This is a genomic window from Serratia sp. S4 (assembly GCF_000347995.1).
GTDB lineage: Bacteria > Pseudomonadota > Gammaproteobacteria > Enterobacterales > Enterobacteriaceae > Serratia > Serratia quinivorans.
This window is the reverse complement of record NZ_KB661120.1, coordinates 3771778-3784375: the sequence shown is the minus strand read 5'-3', so window position 1 is coordinate 3784375 and position 12598 is coordinate 3771778. Positions and strand designations below refer to the sequence as shown.

Annotated in this window: 7 protein-coding genes; 6 read left to right on the top strand and 1 reads right to left on the bottom strand. The window is 58.3% G+C overall.

What is annotated here, in order from left to right:
* Nucleotides 1–75: 75 nt before the first annotated feature.
* The 3 genes from budA (at nt 76) to SERS4_RS0118340 (ending at nt 4315) form a co-directional block, all read left to right on the top strand.
* Nucleotides 76–855 (top strand): acetolactate decarboxylase, encoded by a 780-nt coding sequence (budA, locus tag SERS4_RS0118350; protein WP_012146146.1) that lies wholly within the window; start codon nt 76–78, stop codon nt 853–855.
* Nucleotides 856–894: 39 nt separating this feature from the next.
* Nucleotides 895–2580, top strand: a complete 1686-nt coding sequence (gene alsS, locus SERS4_RS0118345) for an acetolactate synthase AlsS (RefSeq protein WP_017893575.1) — start codon at nt 895–897, stop codon at nt 2578–2580.
* 139 nt (nt 2581–2719) lie between these two features.
* On the top strand, nt 2720–4315 hold the full coding sequence (locus tag SERS4_RS0118340; protein ID WP_026142474.1) for an ABC transporter substrate-binding protein: 1596 nt from the start codon (nt 2720–2722) through the stop codon (nt 4313–4315).
* Between the two features lie 51 nt (nt 4316–4366).
* On the opposite strand, the gene SERS4_RS0118335 is transcribed toward SERS4_RS0118340, so the two are convergent.
* Nucleotides 4367–6646 (bottom strand): TonB-dependent siderophore receptor, encoded by a 2280-nt coding sequence (locus tag SERS4_RS0118335; RefSeq protein WP_017893573.1) that lies wholly within the window; start codon nt 6644–6646, stop codon nt 4367–4369.
* A gap of 348 nt (nt 6647–6994) precedes the next feature.
* On the opposite strand from SERS4_RS0118335, the gene fes reads away from it, so the two are divergent.
* Genes fes through SERS4_RS0118320 form a run of 3 tightly spaced genes read left to right on the top strand, consistent with a single transcriptional unit; the run spans nt 6995 to nt 12523 of the window.
* Nucleotides 6995–8365 carry an enterochelin esterase gene (gene fes / locus SERS4_RS0118330; RefSeq protein WP_037410468.1) on the top strand — a complete coding sequence of 457 codons (1371 nt, stop codon included), beginning with the start codon at nt 6995–6997 and terminating at the stop codon, nt 8363–8365.
* Nucleotides 8340–8546, top strand: coding sequence for an MbtH family NRPS accessory protein (locus tag SERS4_RS0118325; RefSeq protein WP_017893570.1), 207 nt, complete (start codon nt 8340–8342; stop codon nt 8544–8546). Before fes ends, SERS4_RS0118325 begins: the two co-directional genes overlap by 26 nt.
* A 32-nt stretch (nt 8547–8578) precedes the next feature.
* Entirely contained in the window at nt 8579–12523 is a 3945-nt protein-coding gene (locus SERS4_RS0118320) for an enterobactin synthase subunit F (protein ID WP_017893569.1), read from the top strand.
* Nucleotides 12524–12598 lie beyond the last annotated feature (75 nt).

Below are 12598 nucleotides of genomic sequence, written 5' to 3'. Positions count from 1 at the left end.
ACATCTTTGCTCACTCTCTGGTGAGCATTTTGAACGCACGGGGCATTTCACTCCGTGCTGGTGGAGGAGTAGGTTATGAACGAAGATCACGGGTGTGCCTGTGCGCAGCATTTGGCGCAGGGCTTTGCCAGGCAGTCGCTGAGCGTTGGGGAGGGCGAGATCTACCAAATCTCGCTGATGAGCGCGTTAATCAGCGGTGTTTACGAAGGGGAGGTCACCATTGCCGAGTTGCTCAGGCACGGCAATTTTGGCCTGGGGACTTTCAACCACCTGGACGGTGAACTGATCGCCTTCGACAAGGAAATACACCAGTTGCGTGCCGACGGTAGCGCACGACCGGCCAGTCTGCAGCAGAAAACCCCATTTGCCGTCGTCACCTTTTTCCAACCCAGCGTCACCCAACATTTCGATCGTCCAATCACCAAGGCGCAGCTGCACCAATGCATTGATGAACAGGTGGCTTCGCCGAATCTGTTCTGTGCGGTGCGCGTCGACGGCGAGTTCAGCCACGTGGAAACCCGGACTGTGCCCCGTCAGGAACGCCCCTATCGCCCAATGCTGGAGGCGATTGAAGAACAGCCCACCTTTGCCTTTCATCACTGCCAGGGCACGCTGGTCGGTTTTCGCTCGCCTGACTATATGCAGGGCGTTGGCGTGGCCGGTTATCACGAGCATTTTGTCACCGAAGACCGCAACGGCGGTGGGCACGTGCTGGATTACCAGCTCGACCATGGCCGTCTGCAATTTGGTGTGATCACCCGTCTCAATCTTCAGTTGCCGCATGACGCGGATTTTCTGCGCGCCGACCTCTGTCCAGAGGATTTGGATCGCGCAATTCGTTCTGCCGAGGGTTAATTCCGCGACAGTCTTGGGTTAGTTTTCAGGAGGTATTCCATGAACAAGGCAAAAACAGACAATAACTGGGCATGTGGCGCAGATTTAGTGGTGAAAAATCTGGAGGCGCAGGGGGTTAAGCACGTATTCGGCATCCCTGGGGCCAAGATTGACCGGGTATTTGATTCTCTGGAGGATGCGCCGTCGATAGAAACGGTGGTGGTGCGTCACGAAGCCAACGCGGCATTTATGGCGGCGGCGGTCGGGCGCCTGACCGGCAAGGCCGGGGTGGCACTGGTGACCTCCGGGCCGGGCAGTTCCAACCTGATCACCGGGCTGGCGACGGCGACCTCGGAAGGGGATGCGGTAGTGGCTTTTGGCGGCGCGGTGAAACGAGCCGATAACCTGAAACAGACTCACCAGAGCATGGACACCGTCAGCATGTTCCGGCCGGTGACCAAGTACTGTGCCGAGGTGCATGCCGGTTCGGCGATTTCAGAAGTGATCGCCAACGCCTTCCGCCACGCCGAGTTCGGCCGTCCGGGGGCCTCTTTTATCAGTCTGCCAATGGATATCGTCAATGAGCCGGTCAGTGCGCCGGTGCTGGCGGGATGCCGGCTGCCACGCATGGGGGCGGCGGCGGCCGAGGATATTCGCGCCGCGGTCAAATTGATCCAGCAGGCAAAATGCCCGGTATTGCTGTTGGGTTTGCAGGCCAGCCGTCCGGAAAACAGCGAGTCGGTACGTCAGTTGCTGCATCGCACCCATATGCCGGTGGTGGGCACTTATCAGGCGGCGGGGGTGATAGACGTTAACCACTTTGCGCGCTTTGCCGGGCGCGTTGGCTTGTTCAATAACCAACCCGCCGACCAGCTATTGCAAAAGGCCGATCTGGTGGTCAGCGTCGGTTATGGCCCAATTGAATACGATCCCTGCATGTGGAATAGCCAGGGCCGGTTGAAACTGGTGCATATCGACGTGCTGCCGGCGGATATAGACACCTGCTATCGCCCGGACGTCGAGCTGGTGGGCAATATCAGCGCCACTCTCGACATGATGACCGAAGCCTTTAGCGGTGTGGTGAGCGTGCCGACGGAGGTGGAATTGATCCTCAGCGATCTGGGCCGTCAGCGCCATGAACTGGCGGAACGCGCTGCCCGGCGCGGCGGCATGCCAATTCACCCGTTGCGCATCGTGAAAGAGCTGCAGGATATCGTCAGCGACGACGTGACGCTGTGTGTGGACATGGGCAGTTTCCACATCTGGATCGCACGTTATCTTTACAGTTTCCGCGCGCGCCAGTTACTGATTTCCAACGGCCAACAGACCATGGGGGTGGCGTTGCCGTGGGCGATCGGTGCGGCGCTGGTGCGGCCGGGGGACAAAGTGGTCTCTATCTCCGGCGACGGCGGTTTTATGCAGTCGAGCATGGAGCTGGAAACCGCAGTACGCCTGAAAAATAACATCGTGCACGTCATTTGGGTGGATAACGCCTACAACATGGTAGAAATGCAGGAGGTGAACAAATACCGGCGCAAATCCGGGGTGGAATTCGGCCCGATTGATTTTAAAGCCTATGCTGAAGCCTGCGGCGCGGTCGGGTTTGCCGTGCAGTCGGTGGAAGACTTGCGACCGATGCTGCGCAAGGCAATGGAAATCCAGGGGCCGGTGGTGGTGGCTATTCCGGTGGATTACGCCGACAACTACAAACTGATGGCGCAGATGAACTTCAGCCAGATGATTTAATTTCAGCAAGTCGCTAAACCACGGGGAATGCCGCATGAGGCACTCCCCGTTTTTGATGCTCAGAATTTGTGCTTTACATCCCTAACTGCATGATTTATTGGTATCCCTCGAGTCTGTTTTCTACTCTGGGGATGGCACAATGAATAAAAAAGCAATAACAATGACGTTGGGACTATTGGCTCTAACGGTGATGGGCGGCGCTCGCGCCAGCACGCTGGTTTATTGTTCCGAAAGCTCGCCGGAAGGGTTTAATCCGCAGTTGTTTACCTCCGGCCCGACGGTTGACGCCAGTTCGGCGACGATTTACAACCGGCTGGTGGACTTTAAAGTCGGTACCGTCGAGCTTCAACCCAGCCTGGCGGAAAGCTGGCAGGTGAGCGAAGACGGAAAGCAATACACTTTTCATCTGCGCAAAGGGGTGAAATTCCAGAGCAATAAATACTTTACCCCTACCCGCGACTTCAACGCCGACGACGTTATCTTCTCCTTTATGCGGCAAAAAGACGCCAACAACCCCTATCACAAGGTCTCCAACGGCGCTTACACCAACTTTGAGTCGATGGAGTTTGGCACGCTGATCAACAAGATTGTCAAAGTGGACGACAACACTGTGCGTTTTGAGCTTTCGCGTGCCGAAGCGCCGTTTGTGGCCGATCTCGGCATGTATTTCGCCACTATTCTCTCGGCTGAATATGCCGATGCGATGCTGAAGGCCGGCACGCCACAGCGGGTGGATAACGATCCTGTCGGCACCGGGCCATTCCAACTGGTGCAGTACCAGAAGGATGCGAAGATCCTCTACAAGGCGTTCGACCAGTATTGGGAGGACAAGCCGAAGATAGACCGGCTGGTGTTCTCGATCACCCCGGATGCGGCGGTCCGCTTTGCCAAACTACAAAAGAATGAATGTCAGGTGATGCCGTTCCCCAACCCGGCGGATCTCAAGCGCATGCGCGAGGACAAAAATATCCAGGTGATGGAGAAATCCGGGCTGAACATCGGGTTCCTGGCGTTCAATACCCAGAAAAAACCGCTGGATAACCTCAAGGTGCGGCAGGCGCTGGCGCTGGCGGTGAACAAGCCGGCGATCCTCGAGGCGGTATTCCACGGCGCAGGCCAGCCAGCGAAGAACCTGTTGCCACCAACCCAGTGGGGCAGCAATGACCAGATTGAGGACTATCCGTACTCCCCGGAAAAAGCCAAACGGTTGTTGCAAGAGGCCGGGCTGGGGCAGGGATTCGCCATCGATCTGTGGGCGATGCCGGTACAGCGGCCGTACAATCCGAACGCCAAACGCATGGCGGAGATGATCCAGGCCGACTGGGCGAAAATCGGGGTGAAGGCCAAGATTGTCACCTTCGAGTGGGGCGAATATTTGCAGCGGATAAAAAATGGAGAGCATCAGGCCGCGTTGATGGGCTGGACCACCGCCAACGGCGATCCGGATAACTTCTTCGGCCCGCTGTTTACCTGCGTTTCGGCCAACGGCGGTTCAAACTCGGCCAAATGGTGCTATCCGCCGTTCGACAAGCTGATCCAGCAGGCGCGTGAAGAGAACGATCACGCCAAACGGGTGGTGATGTATCAGCAGGCGCAGGTGATGATGCATGACCAAATGCCGGCGATGATGATTGCCCACTCAACCATTTTTGAGCCGGTGCGCAAGGAAGTGAAAGGCTACGAGATTGACCCGTTTGGCAAGCACATCTTCAAACAGGTTTCGCTGGAGAAATAAATAAACGGGGCTGCATGGCAGCCCCCGTTTCATTACCGGTTTATCCCACGATTAGAAATGGGTATTCACGCTCATATAGTAAGTTCGGCCCGGTTCGTTGTAGGTGGCTGCGCCTGCACCGGCGATATTAATCGCGCCGGTGGTCGGGTCACCTACGTTCTGCGAGTTACCTTCACGGAACTGGCGTTTGTCGAACAGGTTGTCGATACCGGCCGTCAGGCTGACGTTTTTGGTCACATCATAGGTGGCGCTGGCGCCCACGACGGCGTAAGGGCTGACTTCCTTGGTTTCGGTGCCGCTAACCGGTTTGCCCTGATAGTTGTACTTCTTCGGCTTCTGACGGCCGTACCAGGTCAGGGTCGACTGCATCGACAGCTCCTCTGTCGCCTGCCAGCTCAGGGTCGAGTTGATGGTGAATTCAGGAATAATCGACAGGTAGTCACCGGTAGTCTTATTCTTGTTTTCAATCATATAGGTAGCGTTGTTGGTCCAGGAAACGGTCTCGCTGACCGGCACGTTCAACGTGCCTTCCAATCCCTGTACTACCGCTTTAGGCACGTTTTCCCATTGGTAGATAGCGGTACCGGTGCTGCTGGTGCCGATTCGGGAGTTACCCGCTTCGATTTTGTTGTGGTAGTCGTTGCGGAAATAAGTCACGCCGGCCAGCCAGCCGTCGTTATGGAACTCCAGACCCACCTCTTTGTTGACGCTGGTTTCCGCCTTCAGATCGTCGTTACCCAGCAGGTAACAACCATTTTTGACATCGCTGGATGAGCAACCCTGGCCTTTGCTGTAGAGCAAATAGTTTGGGTTGGTCTGGTACAGGTTCGGTGCCTTGTAGGCGCGGGCAATGCCCATCTTCAGGGTGAAGAAGTCACCCAATTCCTGCGACAGATTCAGCGACGGGCTCCAGTTGTTGCCGGCCTCGGAGTGCAGGTCGTAACGCAGGCCTGGCGTCAGCATGGTGCTGTCGGTCAGCTCCATGTTGTCTTCGGCAAACAGCGAGAAGATATGCGCGGAGGCATAAGGACTGCGGGTGCCGGAATTCTGGCCTGGAATGGTGCCGCCCATCAGGGTTTGACTGGTGGAGGAGCCGTCTTTCATCTTCTGCTGGTTCCATTCGGTGCCCAGCGTCGCGGTTTGTGTCACGCCCAGTTCGAATGGCACGCTGACTTCGCTGTGTGCCAGGAAATCGTCCAGTTTGGTGGTGCCAAACCCTTCGTTTTTGGTATCGAAGATGCCTTCGGTACCGCCGGCCAGGCCTTCGTTCAGACGGGTATTACGGGTGCGTTCGAACTGAATATAGTTGTTGGTACTAACGCCACTATCCCAGGCCCCCCGGTGGTTAAGACCGAAGGTTTCGCGGTAGATACGGTTAGTCTCTTTGCCGTAGTTGCTTTGCACCAGCGGGTTGGAGTTGGTGTTTTGAGTATCCCCGGCATACAGGTTGCCCTGACGACCGTAGGCATACTCAAACTCCAGTGACTGCAGGTGCGCAAAATCCCAATGCAGCATGGCATCGATGTTTTTGTCTTCCACGCCCTCACGCCCGGAGGGGGTGCTGTTGGCGTAAGCCGGTGCACGGTAAGATTTGTGCGCTTCGTTGATATCCCAGGCGTCGGCCTGAGTTTTGCTGTAGCCACCGAACAGGCGGAAGCTCAACTCGTCGGTCAACGGGCCGGACAGGCTAAAGTCGGTGCGCTTGGTAGAGCCTTCCTGCTTGTGCTGCGGCACGTTGAAGTAGGCATTTAACGAGCCGTGCAGCTCTTTGGTGTTCTTTTTGGTGATGATATTGACTACGCCGCCGGCGGCGCCATTGCCGTAGCGTGCCGCTGCCGGGCCGCGCAGCACTTCGATGCGTTCAATCATCTCCGGTGGCACCCAGGCGGTATCGCCACGGGTATCACGTTCGCCACGCCAACCCTGACGTACAGAGTTGCGGCTGGTGGCCGGTTTGCCGTCGATCAGGATCAGGGTATTTTCCGGGCCCATGCCGCGAATATCGATCTGGCGGTTGTTGCCGCGCTGGCCGCTGGTGGAGTTACCGGTCAGGTTAACGCCCGGCATGGTGCGGATCAGTTCGCTAATATCGCGTGCCGGTGGGCGTTTTTTGATTTCGTCGGCGGTAATGGTCGAAACCCCGGGTGCCTGCAGGTTCTGCTTGGCGGCGGTGACAACAATGGTGTCCTCGGCGGCTTCTTTTTTATTTTTGGCGACGGAGTCTGTTTCTGCGGTGGTTTCTGTTTGCTGTGCGGCGTGCGCAAAGGCGGACGCGCCTAATCCTAACCCGATGAGTGTGGCTAAGGAATAACGAGATAATTTGCGGTTCATGTGAGAGTTCCTACCTTGCTGCCTTTCCCGGAGCACCGAAAGCAGGCCTCCGGCAGTAGAGAAGGGCGGTTGTAGTTTTTGTGTTTTCGGAAATAAAAATCCAACCGGTCGGATGCGACATCACCGACATTGGATCCAGCGCTATACCCTGCAACTTGAAAGATGACGGGTATAAAATTCGGTATCCATCCCTGTTGAACATACCTGCCCGGTTTGCGAGCCTACACACACTATTGCAAACGCAAATAATTATCAATAGTATTCGGTTTACCGTTTTCTTGGGCAGCGCCTCGCGCCGCGAATTTACCGGCTTTCCTGAAGCTGCCAGCTAAATAGTGAATAGGCGTTTTGAAAACAAAATCCGAGTCAGAAAGCAGCAGATTATTATCGAGCAAGCACGCAGGGCGCCATGGATGGTGGCTGACTATCGCCAAACGCGGCACGCCGCTGGTGGAACTGCAGGGGGATGGGCGAGGGAAGGTCACATTTTTATGGCGCGATCCGCAGGGATGTGAACTCACTTCAGCCTATCAACGCGTCTGGATCCACATCAATTGCCTGACCGACCACCACCAGTCGTCGCCGCCGCAGAGCCTGCAACGGCTGGAAGGGACCGACGTCTGGTACTGGCAAACCGAACTGAGCGCCGACTGGCGTGGCAGCTACTGCTTTATCCCCTGTATGGACGACCGACCGCTGGAACACAGTGGCGACGATGCACACGCCAATATGCATTCGATTCGTCACTGGTGGCATCAGGTGTTTGCCGGTGCCACTCAGGATCTGCTGAATCCCCATCGTTCATGGACCGGTGTTGGCGGCAACGTGCTGTCCGGGCTGCATATGCCGGAAGCCCCAGCGCAAGCGGCCTGGCAGGATTTTGATCGCTACGCCGTGGCCAGTGGACGTTGTACGCCAGCGCCACCGGCCAGACTACAGCGTCACAGTTGGCACAGCGAGCGGTTGGGTAATACCCGCGACGTCTGGGTTTACACCACCGGCGACAGCAACCCGGCGCAGCGACCGCTGGCGGTATTGCTGGACGGCCAGTTCTGGTCGAGCAACATGCCGGTCTGGGATCCGCTGATGCAGTTGACCCGTGAAGGCCAATTGCCGGAAGCGGTTTATCTGCTGATCGACATTATCAGCCTCAAACACCGCAGCCAGGAGCTGGCCTGCAATGAAGATTTCTGGCTGGCGGTGCAAGAAGAACTGCTGCCGCAGGTGGCCGAATGGGCACCTCACAGCCGCGACCCTGCCACGACGTTGGTATGCGGCCAGAGTTTTGGCGGCCTGTCGTCGCTGTATGCCGGGTTGCACTGGCCACAGTGCTTCGGTGGAGTGATCAGCCAGTCCGGTTCATTCTGGTGGCCGCGCCGCGATATGTATCAGCGTGAAGCAATACCGGCCGATGCCGGCTGGCTGCTGCATCAGGTAGAGCAGGGCGTCGGTCAGGGTAAATTGAAGGTATTTATGGAGGCCGGCGTGCACGAAAAAGTGGCGCACCGGGTGAATGACCGAATGGCAGAGTTGCTGCGTGACGCCGGGCATCGGGTGCAATACCGGACGGTGGCGGGCGGCCATGACTACCTGTGCTGGCGTGGCGGCCTGATCGACGGGCTGCAGGCGCTGTGGTCGGATAGCCTTCCTGCCTCTGCGGCCAAACTCACCTTCACCGTCCAGGGAGTCCGTGATGGAAACTCAGAACCCGTTCGATGACGAACAACAAATTTGCCTGATAGTGTGCAATGACCAACTGCAGTACAGCCTGTGGCCCGAATTTAGCGCAGTACCGGCGGGGTGGACGCCGGTATTCGGCCCGGCGGCGCGGCCGCTGTGCGTGCTGTGGCTGGAACAACATTGGCAGGATATGCGGCCCGCATCACTGCGTAAGGCGTGATGGCAATAATACCGAGAACAGGAGTCAGTCCCTTGTCAGACAGCACTTTATTATCGACCGAACAGCCACTCGCCACTGAGTTGCCGTTGGTCGCCGCGCAACCCGGGATCTGGGTTGCCGATCAAATTTCACCGCACGCCAACGCCTATGCGGTTTCCCACTATATCGAACTCTGCGGGGCGCTGGACCAGGATTGCCTGCTGCAGGCGATCGCGCAGGGGCTGTCCGAAGTGGATACCCTGCAGTTCCGTTTTGAAGAGCGTGACGGGGTGCCGATGCAGTGGCATGACCCGCAACTGGCGATCCTGCCGGTTGAGCTGATTGATCTGCGAGACTCCCCTGATGCAGCAGCGGCAGCGCGTGCCTTGATGCAGCTGGATATGTCCGGTGATTTACGCATCGGCAGCGGCAATGCACTGTATCGCCATATGTTGATCCGCCTGTCGGATCAGCGTTGGTTCTGGTATCAGCGCTATCACCATATTCTGGTGGATGGCTTCAGTTTCACCGCCATTGCCCGCAGAATTTCCCATATTTACACCCGGATGTCGCGCAATGAGCAGCCGGACCCGACGCCGTTTAGTGCCTTCAGTGAAGTGGTTGAAGAATATCAACGCTATGCACAATCGGCGACTTGCCAGCGTGACGCGGCCTTTTGGCTGAACAAGGCAAAGCAGTTGCCTGCGCCAGCCACACTCTGTCCGCAGCCACTGGCCGGCCAGACGCCGACCACCCGCATTCATCGGTTATCACAGCTGTGCGACCGCCAGGACTTCAGCCAACTGGTGAACGCCGGTCAGCAGCAGTTCAGCGTAGCAGATATGGCGTTGGCGCTGGTGGCGCTGTGGGTGTCTCGCCTGAGCGGTCACGCCAGCTTCAGCGCCGGCTTTATCTTTATGCGTCGCACCGGCTCGGCTGCACTGTGCGCCAACGGCCCGGTGATTAACGTACTGCCGATCGAAATGCACCTCGATCCTCAGGCGACGCTGAGCGAGGTTGCCGGCAATATCGGCCGTGAGCTGAAAAGCGTCCGTCGCCATCAGCGTTACGAGGCGGAGCAGGTGCAGCGTGATCTGGGGCGGATCGGTGATGCCCAGCCGCTGTATGGCACCGTTTTCAACTTTAAGATGTTCGATTTCCAGTTGGACTTTGGCGATATCGAAGGCATTACCCATGAGCTGGCCTCTGGGCCGGTGCGTGACCTGGAGATTGCGCTGTATCTTGATGAGGCCGGCACGCTGAAGGTCGATCTGCTGGCCAATGCCGAGCGTTATCAGCGGGATGAATTGGCGGCCCATCTGCAACGCCTGCCGCTGTTGCTGCGTCAGTTCGCCGCTCAGCCGCAAATGCCGATCGGCGACGCCGACTTGCTCACCGGGCAGGATCACCAATTATTGGCTCGGGTCAACGACACTGCTTATCCTGTGGCGCCGCAAACCCTCAGCGGCTTGCTGGCGCAGCAGGCGCAGAAAACTCCGGATGCCCCGGCGCTGGCCGATGCGCAGTATCAATTTAACTACCGCGAGACCCGCGAACAGGTCAGCGCGTTGGCGCGCCAACTGGTAGCGCAGGGCGTGCAACCCGGCGATATCGTTGCCGTCGCCTTGCCGCGCTCGGTGTTTCTGTCGCTGGCGTTAATGGCGATTGTCGAGGCCGGCGCGGCTTATTTACCGCTGGACACCGGTTACCCGGACGAACGCCTCAGCATGATGCTGGAGGACGCTACGCCGCGTCTGATTATCACCGAAGCCAGCCAGCAGGCACGTTTTGTCGGCAAGGGTGACATTTTTCTGTATGACGCGCCGCTGGCCGCAGACAGCGCGACGGACGTGGTGCTAAGCGGACCCACGCCGCACCATCCGGCCTATATTATCTTTACCTCAGGTTCGACCGGGCGACCGAAAGGCGTGCTGGTGGGGCACCAGGCAATCGTCAACCGTCTGCTGTGGATGCAGCATCAGTATCCAATGGCGGCGGGCGATGTGGTGTTGCAGAAAACCCCCTGCAGTTTTGACGTCTCGGTATGGGAGTTTTTCTGGCCGTTGATGGTCGGCGCCCAGTTGGTGATGGCACCGCCGGAGGCGCATCGCGATCCGGAACAGCTGCTGCAACTGATTGATCGACACCGCGTCACCACGATGCACTTTGTGCCTTCAATGCTGGCCGCCTTTGTCGGTGCGCTGGACAATCGGCAGGCGGTGGCGTGCTGCGCGCCATTACAACAGGTGTTCTGCAGCGGCGAAGCGCTACCGGCCGAGCTGTGCCGTCTGTGGCAAAGCCGCACCGGGGTGCGACTGCACAACCTTTATGGCCCGACCGAAGCGGCGGTGGACGTCAGCTGGCACCCTGCCTGGGGTGAGGCGTTGGCCGCCGTCACCGGTGCCAACGTGCCTATCGGTTTGCCGGTATGGAATACCGGATTGCGTATTCTTGACGCGCGCTTACGGCCGGTGCCGCCGGGTGTCGCCGGGGATTTGTATCTCACCGGAGTACAACTTGCACACGGTTATCTGGGGCGACCTGAACTGACCGCCAGCCGCTTTGTGGCTGACCCGGCGGGCGACGGTGGGCGGATGTATCGCACGGGTGACGTCGCGCGCTGGTTACCGGGCGGCGAAGTGGAGTATCTCGGTCGCAGCGACGATCAACTGAAAATTCGTGGACAACGCATCGAACTGAGTGAAATCGATCATGCGTTGTTGTCATTGCCGGGCATCAAGCAGGCGGTAACCCATGCGCTGGTGCTGGACAATACGCCGACAGATCCGGCCGGTGGTGATGCCCGCCAACTGGTGGGGTATCTGGTAGCGCAGCCGGGTGTACGCCTTGATCTGGAGGTGCTGCGTGCCGCGCTGGCCGATCGCCTGCCGCCACATATGGTGCCGGTGGCGTTAGTCGAAATGGACGCCTTGCCGCTGAGTGCCAATGGCAAGCTGGATCGCAAAGCGCTGCCGCAACCGCAAAGCGGGGTCAGGGCCGCAGGGCGCGAGCCTGAAGCCGGACTGGAAACGGCGATCGCGGCGGTATTCGCCCGTTTGCTACAGCGTGAAACAGTGTTTGCCGATGATGATTTCTTTGCCCTTGGGGGTCACTCGCTGCTGGCGATGCGCCTGGCGGCGGAGCTGCGCCGTGAACTGGGTAAGGCGGTTTCGGTCGGGCAGGTGATGGTGGCTTCCCGCGTGGAACAGCTGGCGCAACTGTTGGCGGAAGATCGTACGCAGGAAGAGGCCGATCAGACCGGTTTCGACAGCGTACTGCCGCTGCGCACCACCGAAGGCCCTACGCTGTTTTGCCTGCATCCGGCTTCCGGATTCTCATGGCAGTTCAGCGTGCTGCCGCGCTATATCGACCAGCATTGGTCGCTGGTGGGTATTCAGTCACCGCGCCCCGACGGCCCGCTGGCGCTGAGCGAGAATATGGATCAGGTGTGCGACGCGCATCTGGAGCAGGTATTGCAGGTACAGCCGCAGGGCCCGTATCACTTTATCGGTTATTCACTGGGCGGCACTCTGGCGCAGGGTATCGCCGCCAGATTGCAGGCGCGGGGGGAAGAAGTGGCCTTCCTGGGGCTGCTGGATACCTATCCGCCGGAAACCCAGAACTGGGACGTGATGCTCGATGACAACGTGCTTAAAGAAGTCCAGCGCGAGCGCGAGCAGTTCCTGGCCGTTTCCGAAGATGCGCTTGATCCTGCATTGGGCGAAACCCGGGTGGCGATGTTCGATAATATCGAAGCCAACTATGCCGACTCAGTGCGCCTGCTTTCAGCCACCCATACGGCGAACTTCAAAGGGCAGGCGACGCTGTTTGTCGCGCGTCAGACGTTGCAGGAAGGGATGGACGTGCAGCAAACCTGGTCGCAATACGTCGATGCCTTGCAGGTGCATGAGCTGGATTGTGCGCACGTAGATATCGTTTCACCAGCATCGTTCAAGGTGTTGGGACCGTTGCTGAACCGTATTCTAAGAGCGCTGTAATACCCAGTGACGGGTAGGGGGCGAATAGATTCGCCCCGATTAACGCGGGCCCAGCATGCTGGGCCCCTACAATAT

Excerpts from the sequence above, each read along its gene's own strand:
- budA (WP_012146146.1), top strand. The coding sequence starts at position 76 with ATGAACGAAGATCACGGGTGTGCCTGTGCGCAGCATTTGGCGCAGGGC.
- alsS (WP_017893575.1), top strand. The coding sequence starts at position 895 with ATGAACAAGGCAAAAACAGACAATAACTGGGCATGTGGCGCAGATTTA.
- SERS4_RS0118340 (WP_026142474.1), top strand. The coding sequence starts at position 2,720 with ATGAATAAAAAAGCAATAACAATGACGTTGGGACTATTGGCTCTAACG.
- SERS4_RS0118335 (WP_017893573.1), bottom strand. The coding sequence starts at position 6,646 with ATGAACCGCAAATTATCTCGTTATTCCTTAGCCACACTCATCGGGTTA.
- SERS4_RS0118325 (WP_017893570.1), top strand. The coding sequence starts at position 8,340 with ATGGAAACTCAGAACCCGTTCGATGACGAACAACAAATTTGCCTGATA.